Raw genomic sequence first — 24,560 nt, forward strand, 5'->3', positions numbered from 1 at the left:
CGGGGAGGTCTCGCGTATGCTGCCGGGATTGCAATATTTCAGCTTTAGTGAATTATGGAGCCCGCTGTTTCTGGCCGTGATGCTCCTCCTGACAGCCGGATATTTCGTGCTGATCGGACCGCTGTCCTCCCGGCTCGGGGGCAGCACTGCAGTCCCCTTCTGGCGGAGGGGGCTGTTCTTATGCGGAATGCTGGCGCTCTATCTGGCCCAGGGCGGACCGGTCAGCCTGCTGGGGCATATCCTGTTCTCTTACCATATGGTCAGCATGGCGCTATCCTATCTGGTGGCGGTCCCTCTGATCATGCTGGGTATCCCCGACTGGTGCTGGCGCGCGGTGCTGCGGGTGAATCCGCTGAAGGGGCTGGCTTTTCTCGCGAAGCCGGTTGTGGCCGCTCTGCTCTTCAATGGCCTGTTCTCGCTGTACCATGTTCCTGTGATTCATGATTATGTCATGCTGAACTTCACCGTCCACCGCCTGTATTATGGCGTACTGTTCCTCACCTCGGCGCTGATGTGGTGGAATCTGATTAATCCGCTGCCGGAATACCGGGCGCTCAGCGGACTGGGCCAGGTTGGGTTCATCTTCCTGAACATGGTTCTGCTGACACCGGCCTGCGGGCTGATTATTTTCGCCAGTTCTCCCTTGTATGCCACCTATAGCGATCCTGCGACCTGGGCGAAGGCGATGGGGTATTGTGTACCTCAGCGTCCGGAGGCTCTGCTGCAGGCGTTTGGCGGCCCCGGCTTCTTCGGCACCCTGTCCCCCAAGGTAGATCAGCAGGTGGGCGGTATCGTGATGAAGTTCATTCAGGAATTTATTTTCGCCTCGATGCTTGCTTATGTGTTCTATCATTGGTATAAAAAAGAGAACGGACAGGAGGACACGGAGGTGTCCGCACCTTCCTCTGCACTGGCGGAGGAGGTCTGACCTACAATGAGCTGGTAAGCACCGAGGGGGATATTCATGGATATTTTCACATTGTTTCCTACGATCAGCACATCGTTCATCGTGATTAGTGCGGTGCTGGTAGCGATCGGCTGGAGACAGATCATTCAGGGCAAGCGCGAGGCCCACAAGAAGACGATGATTGCGGCTGCGGTGGCAGCGATTCTCTTCTTCCTGGTGTACTCTTCCCGGACGGTATTCGTGGGGAATACGTCCTGGGGCGGCCCGGAGAACCTGACGACAATCTACCACATCTTCCTGATCTTCCACATCGTGCTGGCTACGGTCGCTGCCGTATTCGGGATCACCACGCTGACGCTCGGCTTCAAGGCCAAGTATGCCAAGCACCGCAAGTGGGGGCGGGTAACGTCTGTCATCTGGTTCATCACCGCCATTACGGGCGTCGCCGTCTATGTACTGCTCTACGTCTTTTATCCGGGCGGCCACACGAAGCCGGTCTGGGAAATCATTCTGGGCGCTTAGGCCGTGAGAAGCCCGGGATCATAGGAAAAGCCTGTCCATCTGCTCCGCTGCTGCGGGGGATGGGCGGGCTTTTTTGTAATGAGGAGCCGGGATGTGGGCCGGATGTATGTGGAAAAACGAACACATTAGGCGGGCAGCGGGCGTGCGGGCGAAATGTAGTCGAAAAACCGATCACATTGCGCTCACCGGAAGGTTCGTGACCAAATGTAATCGAAAAACCGATCACAATTCGCTCATGGGAAGGTCTGTTGCCAAATGTAGTCGAAAAACCGATCACATTGCGCTCGCTGGAAGGCCCGTGGCCAAATATAGTCGAAAAACCGATCACATTGAGCTCGCGGGAAGGCCCGTGGCCAAATATAGTCGAAAAACCGAACACATTTGGCAGGTGCGAGAGTGTGCAGGCCGAATAGTTACATAACTATGTGCTAATTTATGGAGAGGCAGGGCTTGCTATTGAGGAAAATCACCTTTCAAGAAATGAAACCAATCGAAAAAGAAGTGCTTACTGCTGAGAACCTTCATAGCATAACTTTAAAAAGGTACTACCCGCCATCTGACCAAGACGAGAACACCATTAAAGCGATTATCCTGAACAGTATCGGTATTCAGGCCGCGCTCGCACATGAATATTTCTGCCGGCGTAACTTTGAGTCAACTTTTTCTAAAACAGAGCAGATTGTATTGTTTGCTGAGAATGTTGATGAGGCGGGTAACGAGCTAGCCATGATTTTCGACAAGGTCTTCATTTCTCTCTGGGAAGATGGGAGAACGATGAATGTACAGGTTAGTGAGCTCAATTCTCTGGCGCTTCAGGCTTTCTCAGAGCTGATTGCAGACAACCGTATTAACCCCGTTATCCGTCACTTTTACATTGATAGGACATTCGTTCAAGACTTCATACATAAAGCATATTTTGAGATAGAACCGGATCATAGGGAAAGCGAGCCAAATGATTTCTATAATTATTTGTTGCAAGGCTCTCTAATACCTTCGTATGTTAATCCATTATCGATTGATGTGAGCGGTTTTAGTATGGAGGAAATTGAGCAGGATGACCTTATCCGGCAGCTTGCTACACAGGTGAAGAACCTGTATTTAGTCATTCATGAATCAGGAGATCCCGACAACCCGGTTTTTTTCAAAAATTTATGCTGGTATCTCTAGTTCCCCGAAAGGATTGAAGCGAGATGTAACAGCCCCGCTGCATCCAATCAACTATGTTCAAAACTGCACACTGAAGCCATTGAACTGGTGTATCCCCGTTCCAAAATGATCAAGCCCCTGCTCCTGCAGATACCGTGCCGCCCGTTTTGCTTCCAGAAGAATCTCAGGATCAAGTCCGAGGGTGTGGTGTGAGCCGTAGACTTTGCTGATGCCGTTAATATCTGATATGCGCAGCAGGGAGCGCGTCAGATCAGCGGGACTCGTGGAGGGGTAAAAGGCATAGACGGGCAAGGTGTCATAGAGCAGATCGCCACTGAATAAGAACCCCCGACGCTCGTCCCAGAAGCACAGATGACCCGGCGAATGCCCGGGTGTATGATACACCGTGATGATTCGCCCCCCGCCCAGATCAATCCGATCTCCGTCATGGAGCAGGCCAGCGGGCTGCCCCTGATAAGGCTTATAGGTAGAAGGAGCAAAAGTCTCCGGTGTCGGGCGTGTGATGTCTCTGCTGACGTCCCGCCGGATCTGCTCCAGAGACAAGCCCTGAATACCGTGGACTAGCCAATTCTGATCCGCTTCGTGCACATAAATCCGTTCGAATTCCCCATGGCTGCCGATATGGTCCGTATGGACATGAGTGGTGAGGACATCTATGGGCAGAGTGGTCAGTTGGTCAGTGATGGTGCGGATATTCCCTATGCCGAGCCCTGTATCAATCAGCGCCGCCTTGTCCGCTCCGAGCAACAGGAAGGAATGCACCTGTTCCCAATGTCCGTATTCGCTGATGGCAAAGGTTGAATTATCAATCGCTGTTACTGTAAACCAAGAATCATTCATTAGACATCCCTCCAATGTTTCATGATAAAGCATACCCGTCTGCCTGTGCGAAAAAATCCCAAAAAACCTGCAAGCTCCGTTAGGAGCTGCAGGTTTTTGTACAGTTTGCGTAATATTCAACGGAAATAGGTAATAACTATATTATAACTTCATTTTAAGTTAGTTTAAGTTTATTGAAGTTTGTGAAAGTGAAGTGTTAGAATGGAGGTGAGGTGATGTATATGTTTAATGTGGCAGAGAAGGAAATAGCATTGTCGGAAGCCTTAGCCATCTCTGAGGTATTCAAAATGCATCTGCATGAGAGTGAAACACAGATGTCATTGTTTATCAAAGCTTTGGCCAATTACATTGAACGGAATTCCATTCATAATCCTTCCGAAGTACTTCAAGCCGTAAATAACCACCTGGTTCATGGCAATTCTCAACAAGCTCTCCAGAGAGTACTGATTCATATGGTGACAGTAGGGATGGAAGCTGAAACGTTAAACACTAAGGTCTACAGTACAGGAGATGTTGCCCGCTTCTTTGGAGTGAGCATTGCAACAATCCATAATTGGATTGCACTTGGGCGATTCGACGGTATTGAGAAGGGTGAACGTTACAAGCAGGTAAGGTTCCCTGAGAATGCAATATATACCGCCCCTACTGGAATGAAGTCCGTTCTATCAGAGGTTGCAAAACGATATGAAGATGAGCAGACACGCATAGGCAGAAACAAAGAAATGACAGCGGCTGAGGAAATGGCTGAAATCTTTAAAGCTGTGGTGCATTTTGAGAAAAAATATGGCGGGACATTTGAGGCGACTCTAGGCAAAAAAACAGACTTAACTCCAGAGCAATCCCGTGATGCCATACAATGGTCCAGTCTGCTGCAATCCGTAGAAAGAAAATGGGACTGAATACTCGACCACCATCCAACATCAGCCAGTTGGAGAAAGACTTTTCGAATATTATTATGAATTCATATGACGGGGATGGCAGCGGCTTATTCACCTCCATCTCCTTTACACGGCATACCTTCGTATTTAAGTATCTTTCCCGATTATATATAACTGAACATCTCAGCAGGGGACGAATAGAAGTTTATTTCTACGATTGGGTAGATGAGACCGGAGTGGACATCCTGAAATTCCACAGCGAGCCTCACAAAAACGACAAACGCTATCAAACTACCACTGAACCCTATCACGTCCATCCTCCATCGGATGCCAAACTTACTAATATGACACGTTATCCTAATATGCATCACCAAGAGTTGCCAGCTATATTGGAGCACATCTTTTTTTCACTATTATCCGCCAAAAAAATCTAACAACTAAAGTGACACATTCGGCGTTGAAAAAATCCCAAAAAACCTGCAAGCTCCGTTAGGAGCTGCAGGCTTCATGAGTAATAACGACTACAACCGGAACGACGACACGCTGCCCTGCAGCTCCTCGGCCAGGCTGGCCAGGGATTGGGCGGAGGAGGCGGTCTCCTCACTGCTGGCGGCCGACTGCTGGGTGGTGGCGGAGATGCTCTCCACCGCAGCCAGCACATCGGTGGACTGTGCGGCCTGCTCCTCACTGGCTGCGGCGATTTCGGAGATCTTCTGGCCGGCATTGTTGACCATCGTCACAATCTGGTGGAACGATGCTCCGGTCTGCTGCGACAGCTCAGCGCTCTCTTGAACCGCGCTCACGCTGGAGCGCGTATTCACCTGCATCCCCTTGATGATGCTGGTGATCTGCTTCGTGGCCTCGCCGCTGCGCTCGGCGAGCTTACGCACCTCATCGGCCACTACGGCGAAGCCGCGGCCCTGTTCGCCTGCTCTGGCTGCCTCAATCGCGGCATTCAAGGCTAGCAGGTTAGTCTGATCGGCAATATCCTCGATGACATCGATGATCTCACCCACCTTCTGGGAGTCCTCCTCCAGCTTGGACATCTGCCCGCTGACGGTATTCATGCTCTCCATGGAGTCCTGTATAATACGGTTCCCGTTCTCGGCAATCGATACCGTCTCATCGGAGATGACGGAGGCTTGCTCGGTATTCTGGGCCACCGAGTGGATGGCGCTGGACAGCTCTTTGAACAATTCACTGATCGTTCCGGCATCATTCGCTGTAGTGGTGCTGCCGCTGGCCACCTCCTGCGTGCTGGCGGAGATCTCCTCTGCGGCGGCGGACAGGCTCTGGGAGTGCATCAGGATGGCACCCACCGTCTGGCGGAGACTGGTGACCATCTCATTCACCTTGGCCGCCAGCATCCCGATCTCATCCCTGGTGTCAATGTCGGCCTGGCTGCGCAAGTCGCCGCCCGATACCTTGGAGAGAATCTCAACTACCTTGGTCAGCGGTTTTGAAATAATCCGCGAGATCATGTAACCGAGCAGAATGCACAGAATGACAGCGGAGATAATGATCCCTATGGTAATACTCCGCGCCGAGTTGAACAGTGCGGCCCCATCCTGCCGCGCCTGATCCGCTTCCTGGGTATTGATCGTGATCAGCTTGTTCAGAATATCCTTCAGGGCATCCCCCTGGTTGTTCAGCGTATTGCCGCGCAGCATCTCCAGCAGCTTGTCGTCCTGTCCGGCCAGAGAGAGACTGACCAGGGAATCATAGGTGTTCAGGTATTCATTCCAAGCCGCTTCAAACGGCGCGATGGCCTGCACCGAATCCTCGCTCAGCTTGGTTTTGCGGAAGGCGGCGATGCTGTCGAGCACATTTTGCTTCTCCTTTTTATAATCCTCTATCCGTTGCTGCCGTTCTTCCTGCGTCTGTTTGATGTATAAGTCCCTGACGATTACGCGCATAACAGAGAAGCTGTTCTGCGAGCTTTGAAGGGAAGAGACGGGCACCAGATTGTTCACATACATATCATCCAGACTCTTATTGATCGAACCCAGGTTGCCTAGCCCGTAGAACCCGACGAAGGACAGGAAGGCGGCGACAACCAGGAAGGACGAGATTAGCTTGACGCTTGTTTTTAAGTTATAGAACCATTTCATATCAGTTTCCCCCAGTACAGCTGAATTTGTTAAGCGAAAACTCCCGTTGTTAAGAAAAGACTGGCTGTATCTATAATGAGTGCAATAGTGCCGTTCCCTAGAATGGCAGCCCCTGAGATACCCTCTGTCTTGCCCATGTAGGACCCCAGGGACTTAATCACGATGTCCTGATTGCCGACAAGCGTATCCACGGCCAGCGCCAGCCGCTTATCCCCGCGTCCCAGAATGATGAGCGGGAGGGAAGCGGCGTGCCTACCTGCTCCGGCAGGCAGCCTCAGCAGGTCCTGCAGCCAGACTACGGGCACCAGCCGGCCCCGCGCGGTAATCACAGGCCGGCCCCGGACAGAATGCAGCTCATCCTGGGCGGCGCGGATAATCTCGGCCACACTGCTCATAGGGATCACGAAGGTGGCTCCGCCGGCGTTGACCAGAAGCCCGCGGATAATCGCGAGCGTCAGGGGCAGACGGATGCGGAAGCGGGTGCCCTTACCCTTGACGGTCTCAATATCAATCATTCCGTTCAGCCGTTCAATGTCATTGCGGACGATATCCATCCCGACTCCGCGCCCGGAAATATCGCTGATCTGTGCGGCTGTGGAGAAGCCGGGCCGGAAAATCAGCCGCAGCGCCTCCTCCTCCGTCATACTGTCCGCTTCCTCTGCGGTAACAATGCCCTTGCGGACCGCAGAGCGGGCGATTGCTTCGGCATCGATTCCGGCCCCGTCATCCTCAATAACCAGAATGACCTGGTTATCCTCATGGGAGGCGGCGACCCTGATCGTGCCTGCCGCATTCTTGCCGGCGGCGAGCCGGACCTCTGGAGACTCAATGCCGTGATCGGCCGCATTGCGCAGCAGATGAACCAGCGGATCGCCGAGCTCCTCGATCAGGGTCCGGTCCAGCTCCGTCTCCTTGCCTTCAAGGACCAGCTCAATCTGCTTGTCCAGCGAGCCGGACAAGTCTCTGACCATGCGCGGAAGGCGGCTGAACAGCTGCTCGATCGGCAGCATCCGCACCTTGATCATGCTCTCCTGCAGCTCTCCGGTAATCATGGCCAGATGGTCGGCAAGCTGCCCCAGCTCGTCGGTCAGCTCGCCGTTGCCGTATTGCTGGTGGAACCTGCGGTTCAGAAGGTGGAACCGGGTCTGGTCGATCACCAGCTCTCCTGCCAGGTTCATCAGCTTCTCCAGGCGGTCCACCTGGACGCGGATGGTCTGCAGTTTGGCTCTGTCAGCCGCCGCAGGTACGGCCTCCGGCGCTTCCGGGACATCCCGGTCCGCCCGTTCTGCCTGCTCCGGCAGGTGCGTCTTGGCGGGGCCGCCGGGACTCTGGTCCAAATCTGGCAGTTCTTCTATGTAGATACGTTCAACGTCCATGATGGACGAAATTTCATCTTTGAGCTGCTGGAGCGGAACTCTGGGCGCAAGCGTCCAGGATGCCTCGTCAATTCCGCTGTCATGGGCCAGGGTCCCGTCCAGCTCCGGTGTCATCTTCAGGACGGCGGCGAGGGTCCGCAGCTTGGCATCGATCAGATGAAGCCGCGGCAGCTTCATTTCACAGTCCGGCGAGAGCCATACGTGAAGGCGCAGCAGCTGCAGCGGAAGGGAAGCCCCGGCCTGCGCTGCCGGCGGCGGCGTTGCCTGCTCCTGCAGCTCTTCACCCGCGAATGCACTCAGCCTCTGTACCAGCCCGGATACATCGGTCTTCTCCCGGTCTTCTGCAGCAATCTCCCGCTGCAAGGCCCGCATTCCATCCAGCGCCTGGAAGAACAGGCGGATCAGTTCCCCTGATACGCTTCTCTCCCCGCTGCGCATCTGGTGAAGCAGATGCTCCAGATGATGGGTAACCTCCTTCAGCCGGTCATAGCCCATGGAGGCCGACGAGCCCTTCAGGGTATGGGCCGCCCGGAAGATCTGCTGGATGCCCGCCTCTGTCTCCCCGGTCTGCTCCAGCCGCAGCACCTCATCCTCGATCAGCTGCAGCTGATCCTCCAGCTCTTCAAGGAAAATTCCGCGGTATTCCGATAAATCAATCATCCTTCACCTTCTCCCCGTATGGTCATTGTGTTCAGTCCCGCAGCAGAATCTCATCCAGCTTCAGGATGCCGACCAGCTCTTCGGAGGAGAAGCCGACCCCCTTGAAGAAGGAACCGCTGACTCCCGCAATGCTGTCCGGGGCAGGCTGAATATCACTGAAGGTGGTGACCTTATTGACCTTGTCCACAATAACCCCCAGCGCTTCCTCCTGGTGATGAACGACCAGAATGCGGGTATGCTTCGTATAGGCGGTCTCTTCCAGGTCCAGCAGCACTCTCAGGCTGAGCACCGGGACAATTTTGCCGCGCAGATTAATAATGCCCTTCACATAATAGCGCCCGTTAGGCACCTCCGTAATTTCCTGCATCCGGATAATTTCGTGGACCTCCGAGATGGGGATGGCATAATGCTCCTGCCCGATCCCGAACTCCACATATTGCTTTTGTAAGGCGGACTCCATAGTGTACCTCCGGCTTCCTCGAATAGTAGCGTGCCTTGCGTGAGTGTCCTGGCTGCAGCCTCCTTTCCCTCCGGATATGCGCGGTGAATCCTGCTGCCATTCTTGCAGCGCCCCGCTGTTAATCACCTTGTGTAATAATGGATCAAAATACCAACAAAAATGTCGTACAATAACACTTATGCGACATGTTTTACTTCAGAGGAGTGATCAAAAAACAATGAGACAGACGGAATCCGGCAGTACCTTGTTGAGTGTAGTTGACCCGGCGGAAGGCCATATCAGCGATGACCAGATTGTGCAGATGTTTGTGGCTACCTGCTGTACCAATGTGAATACAAGCCGTAATTATAAGCGGGCGATTGCTGATTTCCGCAAATTCCTTGCGGGGACATCCCTTAGGGCAGTGACCTGGAAGGAGATGGAGGCCTATAAAATATTCCTGATGCGGGGAGGCTACAGCTATCCCAAGCAGCTCGCCCCGGCAAGCATTGCCGCATTCCTGGCGCCGCTCAAGTCACTTTATAAATGGGGCAGCAATCAGCATATCGGCATATTCGAGGTGAATCCGGCTTTAAGCGTGCGCATTCCTAAAATTACGGTTACGAGCCGGAAGAACTTTTTGACCAAAAGAGAGGTAGGGGAGCTGTTAAACGAACTGGAGCAGCAGGGACTGCGCAATTACCTGATCGGGCTGACGCTGGTCGTACTGGGGCTGCGCGTATCCGAGCTGACGGCGATGAAGTGGGGGGATTTCCATAAAGACCTGCTGGAGAGCTCTGTCTGGCTGACAGTGGAGAACGGCAAGGGTGGCAAGCCCAGAGAGATCAAGGTACCGCCAACCCTGTGGCAGCTATACGACCGCTTGTCTGCCAGCCTGTCTGGGAAAGGGGAGCTTGGCCCGGAGCAGCGGATGTTCCCGGTAACTCCCAGGCAGGTGGAGCGGATTATCAAACGTGCCGGAGCAGCATGCCAAATTGAGAAAAAGCTGACTCCGCACTGGCTGCGCCACACCAATGCGACGCTTGCGCTGCTGCATGGCGCATCACTTCAGCAGGTACAGGAATCGCTGGGCCATTCCCATATTAATACGACTCAGCGTTATCTTCATACCGTGCAGCAGCTTCAAAAGGCCGCCCCCGATTTTGTCGAGGACAGCCTGCGGATGTTTATTCAATAGACAAGGTTTGACAAAATGCCCTATAATAAACGCATTGCCGCTTGATTATGCGCGAGTGCGATAATATTCTGCTGTTATTACCCCGCAAAAGTCGCATAAGTGTTATTGTACGACAAAATTCGTCATGATATACATACAAGCTGGAGAAGGCCCCACACTGTGGGGTTTTTTGCTGTGCGGAGATATGGATATGAGCCTGGCTGCCCCGCCGGAGCATGGAAATTGTGGAAATTATCCTGCTGGCAGGTTGACACTGGGAATCACTGGTCATATACTGTGTATATAGATATATACAGTAAGCACAGAGAAGTGCACACTGAGGATAAGCGGATCTGCTGCCTGCCGCTCAAGACGAATAAAGCGAGGTTAGAGGTTATGACAACGTTACAACAAGCCTGGGTCATCGTCCGCAGTGAATTCCGCGGTGACCGGTGGAAGCTGCTGTGGGCGCTGCTGTTCTCCGTTCTGTTCATGGGGTACTTCTCGGCAATTACCGGAATGGTCATCGACGATACGCTCACGGCACATGAGAAGCAGCTGCTCAGCGATGTTCTGATGGTTACGATGATGCTTATGCTCACGATCTCCTTTTCCCGGCGGACGATGAAGTATATCTCGGAGGATTCCTATACCCGGATGCTGGCATATATGCGGGCCTTGCCGGTGCCTGTAGCTGCTATTCTCTGTAAAAGAAAGCTGGACACCCTGTTCGCTGTCGTCATGAACAGCACGCTGTTCTTCAGCCTGCTCTATGCGCTCAGCCCTGGAATACGCGCGGAGCTGTCACCTGTTTCGTATCTGGCTTTTGCCTTTACCTGGATTGGTTACAGTCTAATTATCGCAGGCATGTACATCATGATCGAGTTCTCGGTCAGCGGGGTCATGTACTTCTGGATCATCTCCGGCATCATGCTGCTGGCGCTTGGCGTGTCAGGGCTGGTCTATCTGGCAGGAGGTAATATTCTGCTCACTACAGTTGCTGTCTCCAAGTCATGGGCGCTGGGCTCTCCGCTGATGTGGGGGGCGCTGGTGGCGGGTGTGCTGTCCATACAGCTATTCTCCAAGTGGACGATTCACCGGCTGAAGAGCCGTGATCTTGTATGAGACAGGGCATAGCGTTCATCCGTGGACCGGGCCGGGAAGGCGGGTGTGAATAATGTGGATTCCGATACAGATTAATGAGAACAGTGCAGAGCCGCTGTACCATCAGATTGAGACGCAGCTGAGGTCGCTCATTATCTCCGGCGCGATAACCGAAGGGACGCTGCTTCCTTCCATCCGCGAATTCGCGGGTGACCTGAAGTGCAGTGTCATCACCGTCCGCCGTGTCTATCAGGATCTGGAGAACGAGGGGCTGCTGCGGACCAGACAGGGGACGGGCACCTTCGTGTCCCACATCGGGACGGGAGCAATGGAGGACTATAAGCAGGAGACGATCCGCAAGGCGCTGGAGACCGCCGTGGAGGCGGGGCTGTCTGTCCATTGCAGCGAAGAGGAGCTGACCAGGCTGTTCAACGAGATCGTGAAGGACAAATACGGGAAGCGGGCAGAAGGAGGGGGAAGCTGATGGGACAGCAAGCGATAGAGCTGCGGGATGTCTGCAAGAAGCGGCGGAACAAGACGATCGGGCCGCTCAATCTGAGCCTTCCGCAAGGATATATTACGGCACTGGTAGGCCAGAATGGTGCGGGCAAAAGCACGCTGCTGAATATGCTGCTGCAGCTGATTCTGCCGGATGAAGGGGAGATCCGCTGGTATGAAGAGACTTACCGTGATGTGCTGCCGCTGAAGCTCCGCCAGACCATCGCTTACGTGCCGGAGATGCCCCAGCCGGAGGAGAACTTCTGGACTCCCGGCGAGGCGGCCGCCTTCCGCAGCCATTGGTATCCTTCCTGGGACCAGAGCTACTTCGGGGAGCTGATCCAGAGGTTTGAAGTCCCGCAGAATGCCAGACTGGGCAAAATGTCCAAGGGCGAGCGCCGCAAGTTCGAGCTTGCTGCCGCGCTTGCAGCGAAGCCCCGGCTGCTGCTGCTGGATGAGCCGTCTTCCGGCCTGGACCCTTTTGCCTGGAAGACTATGATAGATGTACTGCATAAATACATGGAGGAGCACGAGGCCACGGTCGTCATCTCGACCCATATTGTGGATGAAGTCAGGCGGCTGGCCGATTACATCGTGCTGATGCATCAGGGACAGCTGCTGGGAATGGCTGAGAAGGACAGTCTGTTCAGCTCATGGACAGAGCTGTGGGTACAAATCGAAGGCGAGCAGGAGCTGCAGGAGCTGGCAGCCGAGCTGCCGCAGGCACTGGAGCTTAAGTTTACGGCGCCGGGGATGGCTTCACTTTTAACCCAACAAATTTATCTGTATGAGAAACGCATCCAGGATTTAGGCGTAAAGGTACTGAAGAGCCGCAGCCTGGAGCTGGATGAAATCCTAAGCTTATGGACCCGGGGACATCGTCCGGTTCTGATCGACCAGAAGAGAGGGGAATAAGAATGGAAGCATTGCAGTTGGAGCAGGTAGTGAAGCAGTACGGCGAGAAGACAGCAGTCAACGGAATTAGTCTCAAAGTGGAGCGGGGCGAGATTTACGGCCTGCTGGGTGCCAACGGCGCCGGCAAAACAACGACCATGCGTATGGTCCTCGGTCTGATCTACCCGGACGGCGGCCGTATCCTATATAACGGTAAGCCTTACAGCAAGGAGCTTCAGCATCTGACAGGATATCTCCCTGAGGAACGGGGGCTGTATCCGAAGGTTAAGGTCAGCGACCAGATTATCTATCTGGCCCGGCTGCGCGGGATGCCGGCCAGTGAGGCGGATAAGAGCCTGAAGTATTGGCTGGACCGGTTCGATGTTCCGGAATACTACAATAAGAAGATTGAAGAGCTGTCCAAGGGTAACCAGCAGAAAATGGGCTTCGTCGCTGCCGTGGTTCACAAGCCGGAGATCCTCATCCTGGATGAAGCCTTCAGCGGCCTTGATCCGGTGAATGTGGAGCTGCTGAAGGATACGGTCAAAGAGCTGCGCGATCAAGGCACCAGCATCCTGTTCTCCACCCACCGGATGGAGCATGTCGAGGAGTTATGCCGCAATATTACGATTCTTGACCGCTCGAATACTGTCGTTCAAGGTGATATCCGGGAGATCAAGAAGGGATACCCGCGGGAGCATGTCGTCCTGCGCACTGCCGGAGAAGTGACCGGGCTGGCGGAGATTGCCGGAGTGACCGGAGTGGAGCGGCAAGAGCGGGGATATCTGCTGTCCATCAGCGAGATTGGCGCTGCACAGCGCATTCTGCAGGCGGCGATGGCTCAAGGCGAGGTCGAGCATTTCGAGATCAAGGAACCGACGCTAAACCAAATCTTCATCAGAGCGGTGGGTGAATCCAATGAATAAAATGGCAACCATTATCGGCTTCACATTCAAGAACAAGGTAAAGACGAAATCCTTCATGATCACTACCCTGATCCTGGTTCTCCTGCTCAGCATCGGGATGAATATCCCTTATCTGATCAAGGTGTTCAAGGGAGAGGACGGTGCCAAGGACGCGACACAGATCGGAGTCGTTGCCGAGCAGGGCTTCCGGCCTGCCGAGCTGCTGCTTGCTTATACCCCGCCGGCTGAAGCAGAAGATAAAGTCGTATTCACCGCTTATCCTTCCGCCGAGGATGCAACGCTTAAGCAGGGGATTGAGGATGGGAAAATTGAAGGGTATCTGACTTTTGCCGCAGAGGGCAGTGAAGGTGTGCCCCCGGTAACGTATCACAGCAAAGACGGAGACATCAGCAGCAAGCTGAGAACGAATCTGCAGGCCGCCTTGCAGCAGGTGAACACCGGCCTGATTGTCGGCGACAAGCTGACCGAGAGCCAGGTGGCGGCGATCTTCGCTCCGGTGTCGATCGATACCGCGCAGCTTAGTACGGACGGGGCTGCGGGAGGCGCAGACCAAGTTCGGGATAAACCGCCCATCAATTATGTGGTGGTCTACGTCCTGCTGATGCTGTTCTTCATGTCCGTCATGATGACCGGCAACATGATTTCAGCCGAGATTACCTCGGAGAAAAGCTCGCGCATTATGGAAATCCTCATTACCAGCGCTTCGCCGTTAACTCAAATGTTCGGCAAGGTCATCGGCATTTTCCTGGTCGGACTGATGCAGATTGCCATTATCTCGGCCAGCATTGCAGTTAACCTGATGCTGCCGCACAATTCCGGCATTCTGAGTGATTTTGATATGGATCTGGGCCAGCTGGATGTAGGAATTCTTGTATATGGCTTCATCCTGTATATCCTGGGCTACTTCCTGTACGCCTTGATGTATGCCGCCGTCGGCTCGATTGTCAGCCGGACCGAGGACCTCGGCCAGGCTGTCATGCCAGTGATGATGCTGGGCTTCGTCAGCTTCTACCTGCCGCTGTTCAGCATCTCGAACCCGGATACGCTGCTGGTCAAGGTAGCCAGCTTCGTGCCATTCACCTCTTCGCTCAGCCTGCTGCTGCGCATCGGGGTCGGGGAGGTCGCCCTCTGGGAGATCATGGTCTCGCTGGCGATCCTGCTGGCGACCACCTTCCTCTTCGGCTGGCTTGCCGCCAAGATCTACCGCACCGGCGTCCTGATGTACGGCAAGCGCCCTAGCATCAAAGAGATCAGAAAAGCGATGAAGGCTTATAAAATCTAAGAGTGCACACAACTAAAACCTAAGGGCATAATGGATTTCGCGCAAGGGATGCTGGCAGGATTGTAAGTTACGGGCTGCTTAGACGCTTGTGACCTAATGAATAGTTGTTGTAGAAAGACCCGTCCAGTTCAATGGACGGGTCTTTCTTTGAAACCATTGAACATTAATGAAAAAAATACCATAAAAGTATTGATAGAGGAAGGAATAATATGCAAAATATAACCATATCTAGATTTAATAACTTATGAGGGAGAGGTGCATTATCTACATGCAGAGCAAAAGGAAAGCGCTAACAATTTAGCTTGTAGCATTGCTAACGTTCACTATTCCTATCTTAAATTCTACTGCAAACGCACATGAAATTTATTATACCGGTCCAACGAGTAATCCGACTGCTTATCCAATTAAATGGGATAATATCAGTAATGGTAAGGCTTATTTGAAAATTAATGGAGATAACTTAAGCACTGAATACAGTAGCGCATATACTACTGCCTCATATTTATGGCCCACTTACTCACAAAAAGTAACAACAAGCCAAACCAGTTTTGGGGCTTCCACTCTGGATATTGCCTCGACCACTAAAGCCTATTGGGACCAAAGATTCGGTATTATAGGAACGGGCGTACTTGGAATAACTGACTCTAAGTCAACCGACGGATACATTATTAATTCTTCCAATGTACAAAACTCCTCAAGGAAAATTAGATATGCACAAATTTTTATGACACCCTATACTTCCATGTACAGTGGCTCCAATCCAACTATTCATAAAATTGCAACAATTACACATGAAATTGGCCATGCCCTCGGGTTAGGCCACCCTAACGAACTCTATTACCCAACTAATGCTGAGTCCATTATGAGAACTGGTGGAAACTATGAAGATTATTATGTTCCAAGACCACATGATACTAGTGATTTAAATAATAAATATTAAATATGTTAATGGAGGGTTGAGATGAACATCAAAAAAATAATAACTGCTGCCGCCACGGCATGTATTGCTTTTGGATTAATCACAGGCTGTTCTGGTCCTTCCTCTTCCACTACGGATAAGTCTTCAGCCACCAGCCTATCACCAGAAAAAATAAACGAACTGCGTAAGGAGTATCCATTATCCACGGGCTCACCACAGAATGTCGATCTGCGGGATCTGACGTTTAAAGAGGTGCTGGATTATACTGATTCGGTCATTATAGCTGAAGTGGTTCAGCAAATGCCGGATTTCAGTGTGGACTTGATTACTGAACCTGGCACTCCAGAGGGTAATCTGGCAGAGAAATTAGAAGCATCCGGTGAGGAGCCGTACCGGCCGGAGTTCACCTCATTTCAAGTGAAGGTCGAGGAAGTTGTTACGGGTGAAGAGGTTAGCGACACGATTAACCTTATCTATAACTCTGAGTTTAAAGGAATTGAGCCAGAACTCAAACCAGGCATGAAGATTGTCGCAGCGGTCAAAAAGGGTGTCGGTAAAGAGCAGGAAGGAAGCTACTCTTTTACCCGGTATGGCACGTATTATGTGGTCGAAGACGACTATGTGCTGTCTGCATTTGAGGGACAGACAGAAGAGATGAAGGCCTTCTCCCGGGAGACCAATGGTTATAAGCTCGATCATCTCATTGCCGAGATTGAAGCGATGAAGGGGAATTGAGAATCCCCCACCAGCCCGCCCAAACTGGTTAAACATCTGCCGATAGTGTACCTTAGTACTATTAGCAGTTGGGAGTGATGAGTGGTTATGAAGAAAAGTAGAGGAATTCCCGTGCTGGTTGCGGTCTCGATTCTGCTGATTATTATCAGCAGCCTGATTCCTGCAGACCGGTCTACGTGGCTGGGAGCGTTACAGACCTTGCTGCTGGGTTTGGGGCTGCTGGGCTGCTGCATGGCGTTCATGCGGTTCGTCAAGGGCGGGAAGGGCAAGCGCTGATCTGCGCCATGAGTTAGAGCCGTAGCGGAAGCTGCGGCTTATTGCAGGTTCAGGCCCCTGTGATCAGACCACGCCCTCCCCCTCACCCCGCCGTAGGCTGGTGGACCGCCGGGATCTGGGAGCTGGCAGCCGCCATCTGTTCCCTTATGCTTCTTAGCTGGACCTTCAGCTCCGGGATGCTGCGCTGGAGAATTCCGCTGATGTCGGACAGGGGAAGCTGCAGGCCATACCATAGAGCGCTGACGGTCATATCCTCCCAGCTCAGCAGGGCACAGGTACAGCGGCTGCGGTCCGGGGCCAACAGGGCACACTGCCGGATGCACTCGCGGTAAGCGTCCGCAGCGCCGGCATTATCCGGGAGGCGGCCCTTTGCCCACTCTGTATAGAGCGCTGCGAAGGTAGCGGCAGCGGCTTGTTCGGCGCGGGCTCCTTTTTCCAGCAGCAAGCAGCTAAGGGCATAGACAGGTCCGCTGTAGTCCTGGACATAGTCGGTGAATCCGGCAGCGGCTGCTGCCTGGGGTAAGGGGTCTGGCATGTGGACACGTTCCTTCCTGAATGGCTAACGGATGGGTAAGGCTTCATTAAGCGCAAAAAACCGCAGACAGAGGAAGACCTCTGCTGCGGCTAGTGGTGCAGGCGGAAGACGCCTGACGCCATAACGTGGCGGATCATGATCTCTCTCTTGGCGCTTACGAGGTTAGCTGCCGGATTCGGGCGGTGAGAGTCGCCCTACCTGCCGGAGACGGCGCAAATGGCCCTCTCCTTCGGATTCACCCCAAGTCGGCCTGACGGCCGGATGGTTCCCCCGTTTTCCGCATAGCGGAAATTCAGCGTGCATGAATATGCTAATTTTCATGAATGCGTTCAATTGCTTTCAACACGAATCATACTCTTTTCAGGAGCCCTTTGTAAAAATGGAAAAGAGTGCTTTTTGCCTTGTTTTCAGTAAATGGCTGTATGGCTAATCATCTGGAAGCCAAAACTCATATATGTAGCTGATTATCTGCCATTTATCTCGCTCAATCGCCGGTTTATGTTTTTTTAGCCAATTTACGGTCCTATCACCACCACAGCGGGCTATTCTGATTCTTCCAGGCAATGATCCGCTTAACCTCACGAACCGATCCCGTTGTAATTTCATAGCCGCTGCGCTCTGTAGCATGAAGGTCCAGGAAGTGCAGCATGCCTCCGTAAGTCCCCACGGCCAGCAAGGTCTCATCTGGATTGACAGCTAACCCTGATATGGTGCTCCCGGCATAGTAACGCCACAGTTCTTGGCCTTCTGCATTAATGAGCCTCAAGTAGCCATAAGCATCGCCAATGACAACACCATCCTCCAGAGCGGCTGCCGCATAGACCCGGGCTTCCTCGTTCACGACCGGATAATCCTGTTCCGCAGGGAACTCGCCCGCCTCCACCTGTTCAAGGGACACGGCAAGGGTAGCACCATTATAGAAGTGGCAGGCATTGTACCATACGCTGCGCTGATCCTTCGTAAATATAGTATAGTGCGGGTAGCTGGATTCCGGATTGAAGCTGTGCACCTGCCCTGTAGTGATGTCATACAAAAGATGATCGCTGCCCTGGCTGCCAAGTGCGATCCATCTTCCGTCCGGCGATACAGCACCATGCGCCATATCAATCTCGATATGCTCCATCTCATCTTCCTTATATTCTTCGAGATCCGGGTGCAGCAATTTCACGCTCCATGACTTCTCTTGCGATTGCTCGACCAGGAAGATTCCCTGGCTGGTGACCAGCAATAACGCATGTCCTTCGTTAAAAGGAATCACTTCTTCCAAGGGTAACTCCTGATCCAGGCTGTCTATGTTCAGAACGGGAAAGTCCGGGTCCAGCGATTGAATCTTCCCGTTCAGCTCCCGCCAGGAAAGCTCAGCTACAACTTCTCCCTGCAAGGTGCTGTCCATGGATTGCATAATGGTAATGCCTTGCTTGCCCGCGAGGGCATGGAGCTGATTGCCGGGAGAGGCCCCGACCAGGCTGTATCCGCTAAATACGGAAAAAGCCTCATTGTGCACAGTCACCACAGCATTATTCTCCCAGGGTGAGCCGGTGCTGAAGACGACATCATCATTACTTATAAAATGGATACCGCGAATCGCCCGCATTTCCTTCTGGAACTGCCGTTCCAGCGGCCACGTTGCTGCCGGCAGCTGCTCCCTCAGCTCAGCGATCTTCCCCTGCTCATTAGCCCCGCGGATCATTTTATAGACCTTGGCGGCAAGGGCAGAACGTGAATCCCCTGCGGGCTCATCCCCCGCCTTGTCCCAGCCTTCAGTCAATCCTTTATGGACATAATAATTAATATCGTTAACATAACGTTGTCCTTCTGCGCGCCATTTGGCGGCGGCGTCTTCTTGTAGCCAGTTCAAATGATCATTCCTCCTATTCCAGATATATGTAATTATACAATATTATCATTTATGAATCGCCGATCCCGGCTTGACTTGGACCATACTCCAGCGATTATGATTTGAGACGAAGAAGGAGGTGGACGGCATGGAGCCTGTATACACCATTGCCGAGGTTGCCAAGCGGACAGGGCTTACCCAGGATACCATCCGCTATTATGAGAAGATCAAGCTATTGCCTCCGGCGACACGCAAGGAGAATGGCCAGCGCGCATACAGCAGGCAAGAGCTGGACCGGGTGCATTTTGTGGCGATCCTCAAAAGAACCCATATGCCGCTGCGCAGAATTCAGGAATATATCGCGGCTTCTGCCCAAAGTGACTATGAGGCATGTTATCAGGTGCTGGACGGGCACCGGATGCTGATTGAGGAGCAGCTTGCTGAGCTGACGGATGCGCTGGAGCTGATGAGATACAAGCTTAAGAACTTTCAGGAGATCAAGGACGGCAGGTTCATCGCCGAAATGGAACGGAGGAGGGACGGACAATGAATACAGAATGGAATGATGTGCGGGGGAGACAGCACCCGATTCCTTCAGGCTATGATGCGGACACTACAGCAGAGGAAGTTATACAAGGACATGATCTCAGCGGTAAAATAGCGGTCGTGACCGGCGGGTATTCCGGTCTGGGCCTGGAGACCACGCGTGTGCTGGCTGCGGCCGGCGCTAAGGTGATTGTGCCGGTACGGACACCGGAGAAAGCGCGGCATACCCTGGCCGGCATTCCCGGAGCCGAGATTGCAGCGCTGGATTTGCTGGACCCGGCATCGGTTGATGCCTTCGCCCGGCAGTTCCTGGACTCCTGCCGTCCGCTTGATATCCTGATTCACAGCGCCGGAATTATGGCTACGCCGCTGACCCGGGATGCCCGCGGATATGAGGGGCAGTTTGCCACCAATCATCTGGGTCATTTCCAGTTGGCTGCCCGGCTGTGGCCTGCGCTGGTGAAGGCCGGGTCCGCAAGAGTGATCTCTGTGTCCTCACGCGGGCACCGGATTGCCGGGATTGATTACGGGGATGTGAATTTCGTGCGGCGGTCTTATGACAAATGGGTTGCCTACGGCCAATCGAAGACGGCGAATGTTCTCTTTGCCCTTGAGCTGGATAGAAGGGGGCAAGCTCAAGGGGTCCGGGCATATGCTGTGCACCCCGGCAGCATCCTGACCGACCTGGCCCGGCATCTGTCAGAGGACGAGCTGCGCGGTATGGGAGCATTGGATGAGGAAGGCAAGCAGATTCCGGCCAACCGCATGAATCAGATGAAGACGGTCCAGCAAGGGGCGGCAACCAGTGTCTGGTGCGCAGTGAGTCCGCAGCTTGAGGGGATCGGCGGTGTATACTGTGAGGATGCTGATATTGCTCCACTTGCCGGGTCCGGGGATGCCTATCAGTCCGGCGTACAGGACTGGGCGGTAGATCCGGCAAATGCCCGTCGGCTGTGGGCATTGAGCGAAGAGATGACAGGGGTGGTCTTCCCGGCCTGACCATCCTGAACAATATAAGAAGCTGCCGTCCTGTTGAAGGGCGGCAGCTTCTTGTGGTTATATCTATGCTTGAGCAGCTTCAATCAGCTCCTGGAGCTCAGGAAGATTGAAGCCTTTGACTGCCCGGTCTCCGGAGACGGTGACCGGAATGCCCATGAAGCCGAGCTGCTCGACCTCCTCCTGGTAGACAGAGCTGGCCATGACATCCCTGACCTCGAAGGGAAGTCCCTTGCTCTCCAGCAGCTGCTTCACCTGGCTGCATTCGCTGCAGCCGGTGGTGGAGTAGACAATAATGTTCGCGCTCATTGTCCGGTTGCTTCCTTTATGGCATTTTGGGTAATCTTCCAGTGGGAGGTATTCCAGCGGACTTCACTGTCTTCGAGCAGGAAGATCTGCGGCGACTCATGCTTGATGCCGAAATCCTCGGCAATCTTGTTAGATACAGGACGGTCCTCAATGACATGGACGATCGCTGCAGGCGTATCGGACTGCTGTGCGTAGGCCTGGAATTCCTCATGCGCCTTGGCACTGATCGGGCAGGTGGTGCTGTGCTTGAAGAGCAGTTTTTTGCCGGGCTGGCTGATATATTGCTCCAGTTCATCCGTGGTACGGATCTGTTGAATCGACATGGGAGAATCACCTTCCTGGGATAAGATTTGATGAAACCTGTTGCCAACAATTGTGTTGTTAACAACTATTTATTCCTGATTGTAGCATAGTTCAAAATTAAAGCAAAAGAAAGTTCCGTCCGGCTAGCCCTCCCGCTCCCCGTCCCTTGGGGGATGTTGTTAATGGCTGGCGGTCATGCTAATGTGAGAAAGATAAGCTGGGACCGGTGAATAAATAGCAGGGTTGAGGGGAGAGGGCGGATGAATAGGGTCGCTTGTGTGACCGGCGCGGACCGTGGACTCGGATTGCACCTTGTAGAATTGTTACTGAAGCACAAATACACGGTGTTCGCCGGACAATATATGAAGGACTCGGAGGCACTGGAGGAGCTGAGTGTGCAATATCCGGACCGGCTGCGGCTGATTCCTCTGGATATCGGCAGGACAGAGAGCGTGAAGGAAGCCGCACGGAGTATTGCCGGTAGCACAGGCTATCTCGATCTGATTATCAATAATGCCGGGATTATTCACCGGGCGGACGATGCTACCGTGCTGGTGGATATGGATGATGAAGCGATGGCGCAGCTCTATAATGTGAATACGCTGGGGGCCCTGCGGGTCAGCAATGCCCTGATGGGGCTGCTGCTTCAGGGACGGCAGCGGCTGGTGGTCAATATCTCCTCCGAGGCCGGCAGCATCGGGCGGAACAAGCGGATTAACATGTACGGCTACTGCATGTCGAAGGCTGCGCTGAATATGCAGTCCTCCCTGATGCATAACCATCTGCGGGTCATGGGCGGTCAGGTGATGGTTTTTCATCCGGGCTGGCTGCAATCCTATATGCACGGTGAGAAGAATATGGAGGCGCCGGTCCCGCCGGAGGAAGCTGCCGCGAAGATTATGGCGATCATCCAGAACCATAAGCAGTATCTGGCCGATGAACCGGCCTATATTGATCTGGACGGAAATCTGTGGCCCTGGTAAAGAAGGCAGGAAGCTGCAGGAATAACCTGCGGCGTCCTGCCTTCGTCTCGTTCCGGGTATAATCTAAGAATGATGCCCGCCGGGGATCTCAGTTACAGATACAACCTCATTCTGATACAGCGCCTCAAGCACTTCTTGCCGGAGTGTTTCGGTTACGGCTGCCCATACTTTTTTGCCGGCGTTCAGCTCCTGACGGCCAATCGACTGAAGGGTCTCCAGCCAGAGCCGCTTGTCATTAATGACCCCGAGCTGATCCTGGATATCCTTGTAGAGGGACTCGTGGGCATGGAATTTCTGATCCAGCGCAAAAGCGGCCGCATTCGCCGTATACCGCAGCTCCTTGGCGGCGATCCGCAGCTCATGAAGCGCCTCAAAGGCCTCCTTCGATCCGGCCTCAGAGCCCTTGAACAAGGCTTTGCAGGCTTTTTTCTTCTGGTCAAAAGCGACCTCAAGCTCACGCATCACCACATTCGCATCCGTGCGCGCAGCAAGCTCTGCCAGCCCGTTCCCTATAAAATGAGTCCACGGCGCTTCAAGCGCGCGGATCAGTCCCGGCAGCTCCTTCTTCAGCTTCTTTCGAAACTTCTTGCGCTTCGCCTTCTGATGCCGGATCACCGCCTTGAGCAGCTTGGCGGTCTTGGGCTGATCCGCTGCCTTCGCCGCCTTGCGCCGTTCCTTGAACGATCCGATCAGCACATCGGCGTCCCTGACCTTGCCCAGCCTTTTCTGTGCCTGCTTGAAGCTGCTATACAAGTCTGCTGTTACCGAGTGGCCCGGATCAAGAATGGACAGCAGGGTCAGCAGCTTGCGGCTGTTGACTCTGGCCTGGTGAATATCTTCATCGGCGAAGCCGTTCAGCGCATCCTTGCTGTAATCCTGGAAATTAATATATAGCTTGGTCAAAGCCTGCTCCCATAGTCTGGATTTGCTCATCTGCCTGTCTTTGGACGGGTGTTCAGTGGTCATGCAGCATCACTCCTAAGGGTTGTATATAGCATGAGCTTCAGCGCAAAACTTATTAATGGTATTATTTGTTTACCTAGTTTAAGAATAACGGGTCCGGGCTGTCTTTTCAAATTCCGGGCATCGGTTACAATAGACTAATCATGAGGATGAAGCCGGGGGGAGAAAGAGTGAGAAGTGAGCCGTATCATGTGCTGGAGAAGGGGATAGCCGGCAGGCTGCCGGAGGAGCTGGTATTATTCACGCATCTTGCCAGGGAGGCCGGAGCTGGCGGAGAGAGCGGCGGGGCCGGGGATATGCTGGTTCCGTTTGCTTTTGAGGAGGTGCTGTGCCGGGATGTGGGGTCCGGGAGGGTTCCTCCGGCACTTCATGTCTGGAGCCACCCGGGCGGTGTGGCCCTGGGACTGCGGGACAGCAGGCTGCCGTATGCCGCAGAGGCGATGCAGGCGCTGGAACGGGAGGGCATCCGCACAGCGGTCCGCCATTCAGGCGGTGCTGCCGTGCCGCTGGATGACGGAGTCGTGAACGTGGCGCTGCTGCTCCGGAAGCCGGCGGGCAAGCTGGACTTCCACGATGATTTCCGCCTGCTGGCTTCGCTGATCGCCGAAGCGGTAGCGGCAGCGAGCCACCCGCAGGCAGCGGCGCTGATCCGCGCGGAGGAAATCGCCGGATCGTATTGCCCCGGCGATTTCGACCTGTCGATCGGCCGCCGCAAGTTCTGCGGCATCGCGCAGCGGCGGCAGAGCAGCGCGTATTTCGTCCACGCGTTCGTGAACGTGGACGGCTCGGGAGCGGCGCGCGGGGAACGCATCCGCCGCTTCTATGACCAGGCCTCCGGCGGCGATGCGTCGCTGGATTATCCGCGCGTGCGGCCGGAGACCCTCGCCGCGCTGGGGGAGCTGGGCGGCCCGGCTACGGCGGCCGCCTTCGTCTCCGGCCTCCGGCAGGCCATCGCCGGCCGGGGGTGCCGCCTGCTGCCGGCGGAGCTGCTGCAGCAGACGGCGGGGTACAGCCTGCGGTACAGCGATCCGCAGGTGCTGGAGGCAGCGCGCGTTCTGCGGGAGCGGTACGCCCGCTGAAGCAGCGGTACCGCCGGGTGCGTAGATCCCGGCGCTCGAACAAGCGGGTGCAGACGGTTATGGCGTCTGCACCCGCTTGCCGGTTCTGGTGCGGTTCAAGCTGCCGCCCCCGCACTTGATTACCGCCGAAGCCCGAGCCACGGCTGAACTCCAAGTTACTATCGCATCCGAACCCATACTGTGCTGTCACGCCCCACCACACGCGGACTGGAATTCCGTTATTTCCCGCTAATCAGCACTTTCACAAGCCTCGCGGACTCACAATCCGTTAACTAACCTATTCTGCCTGTTTTGCTGC

26 protein-coding genes and 1 riboswitch are annotated in these 24,560 nt (G+C 54.0%); of the genes, 17 read left to right on the plus strand and 9 right to left on the minus strand.

Features of this window, described 5'->3' with window-relative positions; genetic code table 11:
• Window positions 1–19 precede the first annotated feature (19 nt).
• The 3 genes from ctaG (at window position 20) to MHI24_RS18935 (ending at window position 2,596) form a co-directional block, all read left to right on the plus strand.
• Entirely contained in the window at window positions 20–928 is a 909-nt protein-coding gene (ctaG, locus tag MHI24_RS18925) for a cytochrome c oxidase assembly factor CtaG (RefSeq protein ID WP_340026729.1), read from the plus strand.
• A gap of 36 nt (window positions 929–964) precedes the next feature.
• Complete coding sequence (locus MHI24_RS18930) at window positions 965–1,429, plus strand: DUF420 domain-containing protein (protein ID WP_340021075.1); 465 nt, start codon at window positions 965–967, stop codon at window positions 1,427–1,429.
• 456 nt (window positions 1,430–1,885) lie between these two features.
• On the plus strand, window positions 1,886–2,596 hold the full coding sequence (locus MHI24_RS18935) for a hypothetical protein (RefSeq protein WP_340021076.1): 711 nt from the start codon (window positions 1,886–1,888) through the stop codon (window positions 2,594–2,596).
• A gap of 57 nt (window positions 2,597–2,653) precedes the next feature.
• Here MHI24_RS18935 and MHI24_RS18940 read toward each other — a convergent pair whose 3' ends face one another.
• A complete protein-coding gene (locus tag MHI24_RS18940) occupies window positions 2,654–3,436 on the minus strand; it encodes an MBL fold metallo-hydrolase (RefSeq protein ID WP_340021078.1) in 783 nt (260 codons plus the stop codon).
• 215 nt (window positions 3,437–3,651) lie between these two features.
• On the opposite strand from MHI24_RS18940, the gene MHI24_RS18945 reads away from it, so the two are divergent.
• The gene (locus MHI24_RS18945; protein ID WP_340021079.1) at window positions 3,652–4,335 is read left to right on the plus strand and encodes a helix-turn-helix domain-containing protein; all 684 of its coding nucleotides are present in this window, start codon (window positions 3,652–3,654) and stop codon (window positions 4,333–4,335) included.
• A 500-nt stretch (window positions 4,336–4,835) separates the two neighbouring features.
• On the opposite strand, the gene MHI24_RS18950 is transcribed toward MHI24_RS18945, so the two are convergent.
• Genes MHI24_RS18950 through MHI24_RS18960 form a run of 3 tightly spaced genes read right to left on the minus strand, consistent with a single transcriptional unit; the run spans window position 4,836 to window position 8,921 of the window.
• Window positions 4,836–6,425 carry a methyl-accepting chemotaxis protein gene (locus MHI24_RS18950; protein WP_340021080.1) on the minus strand — a complete coding sequence of 530 codons (1,590 nt, stop codon included), beginning with the start codon at window positions 6,423–6,425 and terminating at the stop codon, window positions 4,836–4,838.
• A 29-nt stretch (window positions 6,426–6,454) separates the two neighbouring features.
• Window positions 6,455–8,461, minus strand: a complete 2,007-nt coding sequence (locus tag MHI24_RS18955; protein WP_340021081.1) for a chemotaxis protein CheA — start codon at window positions 8,459–8,461, stop codon at window positions 6,455–6,457.
• Between the two features lie 31 nt (window positions 8,462–8,492).
• Window positions 8,493–8,921 carry a chemotaxis protein CheW gene (locus tag MHI24_RS18960; protein ID WP_340021082.1) on the minus strand — a complete coding sequence of 143 codons (429 nt, stop codon included), beginning with the start codon at window positions 8,919–8,921 and terminating at the stop codon, window positions 8,493–8,495.
• Between the two features lie 217 nt (window positions 8,922–9,138).
• On the opposite strand from MHI24_RS18960, the gene MHI24_RS18965 reads away from it, so the two are divergent.
• From MHI24_RS18965 to MHI24_RS19005, 9 genes are all read left to right on the plus strand, one after another.
• Window positions 9,139–10,098, plus strand: coding sequence for a tyrosine-type recombinase/integrase (locus tag MHI24_RS18965; protein WP_340021083.1), 960 nt, complete (start codon window positions 9,139–9,141; stop codon window positions 10,096–10,098).
• Between the two features lie 375 nt (window positions 10,099–10,473).
• On the plus strand, window positions 10,474–11,202 hold the full coding sequence (locus MHI24_RS18970) for a hypothetical protein (RefSeq protein ID WP_340021084.1): 729 nt from the start codon (window positions 10,474–10,476) through the stop codon (window positions 11,200–11,202).
• Window positions 11,203–11,254: 52 nt separating this feature from the next.
• The gene (locus MHI24_RS18975; protein WP_340021085.1) at window positions 11,255–11,665 is read left to right on the plus strand and encodes a GntR family transcriptional regulator; all 411 of its coding nucleotides are present in this window, start codon (window positions 11,255–11,257) and stop codon (window positions 11,663–11,665) included.
• On the plus strand, window positions 11,665–12,594 hold the full coding sequence (locus MHI24_RS18980; RefSeq protein WP_340021086.1) for an ABC transporter ATP-binding protein: 930 nt from the start codon (window positions 11,665–11,667) through the stop codon (window positions 12,592–12,594). Before MHI24_RS18975 ends, MHI24_RS18980 begins: the two co-directional genes overlap by 1 nt.
• A gap of 2 nt (window positions 12,595–12,596) precedes the next feature.
• Window positions 12,597–13,499, plus strand: coding sequence for an ATP-binding cassette domain-containing protein (locus tag MHI24_RS18985; RefSeq protein WP_340021087.1), 903 nt, complete (start codon window positions 12,597–12,599; stop codon window positions 13,497–13,499).
• Entirely contained in the window at window positions 13,492–14,781 is a 1,290-nt protein-coding gene (locus MHI24_RS18990) for an ABC transporter permease (RefSeq protein WP_340021088.1), read from the plus strand. The genes MHI24_RS18985 and MHI24_RS18990 overlap by 8 nt, the downstream gene beginning before the upstream one ends.
• 310 nt (window positions 14,782–15,091) lie before the next feature.
• Complete coding sequence (locus MHI24_RS18995) at window positions 15,092–15,721, plus strand: zinc-dependent metalloprotease family protein (protein WP_340021089.1); 630 nt, start codon at window positions 15,092–15,094, stop codon at window positions 15,719–15,721.
• Window positions 15,722–15,742: 21 nt separating this feature from the next.
• Window positions 15,743–16,435: a hypothetical protein gene (locus MHI24_RS19000; protein ID WP_340021090.1), complete on the plus strand. Its 693-nt coding sequence runs from the start codon at window positions 15,743–15,745 to the stop codon at window positions 16,433–16,435.
• Window positions 16,436–16,522: 87 nt separating this feature from the next.
• Window positions 16,523–16,711: a hypothetical protein gene (locus MHI24_RS19005; RefSeq protein ID WP_340021091.1), complete on the plus strand. Its 189-nt coding sequence runs from the start codon at window positions 16,523–16,525 to the stop codon at window positions 16,709–16,711.
• A gap of 82 nt (window positions 16,712–16,793) precedes the next feature.
• On the opposite strand, the gene MHI24_RS19010 is transcribed toward MHI24_RS19005, so the two are convergent.
• Both MHI24_RS19010 and MHI24_RS19015 read right to left on the minus strand, forming a co-directional pair.
• Window positions 16,794–17,246, minus strand: a complete 453-nt coding sequence (locus tag MHI24_RS19010) for a hypothetical protein (RefSeq protein WP_340021092.1) — start codon at window positions 17,244–17,246, stop codon at window positions 16,794–16,796.
• 135 nt (window positions 17,247–17,381) lie between these two features.
• A riboswitch (cyclic di-AMP (ydaO/yuaA leader) is annotated at window positions 17,382–17,554 on the minus strand.
• Between the two features lie 218 nt (window positions 17,555–17,772).
• Window positions 17,773–19,104 (minus strand): hypothetical protein, encoded by a 1,332-nt coding sequence (locus MHI24_RS19015; protein WP_340021093.1) that lies wholly within the window; start codon window positions 19,102–19,104, stop codon window positions 17,773–17,775.
• A 127-nt stretch (window positions 19,105–19,231) separates the two neighbouring features.
• Here MHI24_RS19015 and MHI24_RS19020 point away from each other — a divergent pair, with 127 nt between their 5' ends.
• Together MHI24_RS19020 and MHI24_RS19025 are read left to right on the plus strand one after the other, a co-directional pair.
• Entirely contained in the window at window positions 19,232–19,633 is a 402-nt protein-coding gene (locus MHI24_RS19020) for a MerR family transcriptional regulator (RefSeq protein WP_340021094.1), read from the plus strand.
• On the plus strand, window positions 19,630–20,628 hold the full coding sequence (locus MHI24_RS19025) for an oxidoreductase (RefSeq protein ID WP_340021095.1): 999 nt from the start codon (window positions 19,630–19,632) through the stop codon (window positions 20,626–20,628). The genes MHI24_RS19020 and MHI24_RS19025 overlap by 4 nt, the downstream gene beginning before the upstream one ends.
• Before the next feature lie 63 nt (window positions 20,629–20,691).
• Here MHI24_RS19025 and MHI24_RS19030 read toward each other — a convergent pair whose 3' ends face one another.
• Together MHI24_RS19030 and ytxJ are read right to left on the minus strand one after the other, a co-directional pair.
• Window positions 20,692–20,934, minus strand: a complete 243-nt coding sequence (locus MHI24_RS19030) for a glutaredoxin family protein (protein WP_340021096.1) — start codon at window positions 20,932–20,934, stop codon at window positions 20,692–20,694.
• Complete coding sequence (ytxJ, locus tag MHI24_RS19035) at window positions 20,931–21,257, minus strand: bacillithiol system redox-active protein YtxJ (RefSeq protein ID WP_340021097.1); 327 nt, start codon at window positions 21,255–21,257, stop codon at window positions 20,931–20,933. Before ytxJ ends, MHI24_RS19030 begins: the two co-directional genes overlap by 4 nt.
• 240 nt (window positions 21,258–21,497) lie before the next feature.
• Here ytxJ and MHI24_RS19040 point away from each other — a divergent pair, with 240 nt between their 5' ends.
• Window positions 21,498–22,220, plus strand: coding sequence for an SDR family NAD(P)-dependent oxidoreductase (locus MHI24_RS19040; RefSeq protein ID WP_340021099.1), 723 nt, complete (start codon window positions 21,498–21,500; stop codon window positions 22,218–22,220).
• A 63-nt stretch (window positions 22,221–22,283) separates the two neighbouring features.
• Here the strand turns inward: MHI24_RS19040 and MHI24_RS19045 are convergent, their stop codons facing one another.
• Entirely contained in the window at window positions 22,284–23,186 is a 903-nt protein-coding gene (locus MHI24_RS19045; RefSeq protein ID WP_340021100.1) for a CHAD domain-containing protein, read from the minus strand.
• A 167-nt stretch (window positions 23,187–23,353) separates the two neighbouring features.
• Between MHI24_RS19045 and MHI24_RS19050 the strand changes: the two genes are divergently transcribed.
• On the plus strand, window positions 23,354–24,262 hold the full coding sequence (locus MHI24_RS19050; protein WP_340021101.1) for a lipoate--protein ligase family protein: 909 nt from the start codon (window positions 23,354–23,356) through the stop codon (window positions 24,260–24,262).
• Window positions 24,263–24,560: the final 298 nt, after the last annotated feature.

It is taken from the genome of Paenibacillus sp. FSL K6-1096, assembly GCF_037977055.1.
Taxonomy (GTDB): Bacteria; Bacillota; Bacilli; order Paenibacillales; family Paenibacillaceae; genus Paenibacillus_AQ.

Bases quoted from the DNA above. Each gene is read 5' to 3' on its own strand.
- MHI24_RS18930 (WP_340021075.1), top strand. From the start codon at position 965: ATGGATATTTTCACATTGTTTCCTACGATCAGCACATCGTTCATCGTG.
- MHI24_RS18940 (WP_340021078.1), bottom strand. From the start codon at position 3,436: ATGAATGATTCTTGGTTTACAGTAACAGCGATTGATAATTCAACCTTT.
- MHI24_RS18945 (WP_340021079.1), top strand. From the start codon at position 3,652: ATGTATATGTTTAATGTGGCAGAGAAGGAAATAGCATTGTCGGAAGCC.
- MHI24_RS18950 (WP_340021080.1), bottom strand. From the start codon at position 6,425: ATGAAATGGTTCTATAACTTAAAAACAAGCGTCAAGCTAATCTCGTCC.
- MHI24_RS18955 (WP_340021081.1), bottom strand. From the start codon at position 8,461: ATGATTGATTTATCGGAATACCGCGGAATTTTCCTTGAAGAGCTGGAG.
- MHI24_RS18960 (WP_340021082.1), bottom strand. From the start codon at position 8,921: ATGGAGTCCGCCTTACAAAAGCAATATGTGGAGTTCGGGATCGGGCAG.
- MHI24_RS18965 (WP_340021083.1), top strand. From the start codon at position 9,139: ATGAGACAGACGGAATCCGGCAGTACCTTGTTGAGTGTAGTTGACCCG.
- MHI24_RS18970 (WP_340021084.1), top strand. From the start codon at position 10,474: ATGACAACGTTACAACAAGCCTGGGTCATCGTCCGCAGTGAATTCCGC.
- MHI24_RS18975 (WP_340021085.1), top strand. From the start codon at position 11,255: ATGTGGATTCCGATACAGATTAATGAGAACAGTGCAGAGCCGCTGTAC.
- MHI24_RS18980 (WP_340021086.1), top strand. From the start codon at position 11,665: ATGGGACAGCAAGCGATAGAGCTGCGGGATGTCTGCAAGAAGCGGCGG.
- MHI24_RS18985 (WP_340021087.1), top strand. From the start codon at position 12,597: ATGGAAGCATTGCAGTTGGAGCAGGTAGTGAAGCAGTACGGCGAGAAG.
- MHI24_RS18990 (WP_340021088.1), top strand. From the start codon at position 13,492: ATGAATAAAATGGCAACCATTATCGGCTTCACATTCAAGAACAAGGTA.
- MHI24_RS19000 (WP_340021090.1), top strand. From the start codon at position 15,743: ATGAACATCAAAAAAATAATAACTGCTGCCGCCACGGCATGTATTGCT.
- MHI24_RS19005 (WP_340021091.1), top strand. From the start codon at position 16,523: ATGAAGAAAAGTAGAGGAATTCCCGTGCTGGTTGCGGTCTCGATTCTG.
- MHI24_RS19010 (WP_340021092.1), bottom strand. From the start codon at position 17,246: ATGCCAGACCCCTTACCCCAGGCAGCAGCCGCTGCCGGATTCACCGAC.
- MHI24_RS19020 (WP_340021094.1), top strand. From the start codon at position 19,232: ATGGAGCCTGTATACACCATTGCCGAGGTTGCCAAGCGGACAGGGCTT.
- MHI24_RS19025 (WP_340021095.1), top strand. From the start codon at position 19,630: ATGAATACAGAATGGAATGATGTGCGGGGGAGACAGCACCCGATTCCT.
- MHI24_RS19030 (WP_340021096.1), bottom strand. From the start codon at position 20,934: ATGAGCGCGAACATTATTGTCTACTCCACCACCGGCTGCAGCGAATGC.
- ytxJ (WP_340021097.1), bottom strand. From the start codon at position 21,257: ATGTCGATTCAACAGATCCGTACCACGGATGAACTGGAGCAATATATC.
- MHI24_RS19040 (WP_340021099.1), top strand. From the start codon at position 21,498: ATGAATAGGGTCGCTTGTGTGACCGGCGCGGACCGTGGACTCGGATTG.
- MHI24_RS19045 (WP_340021100.1), bottom strand. From the start codon at position 23,186: ATGACCACTGAACACCCGTCCAAAGACAGGCAGATGAGCAAATCCAGA.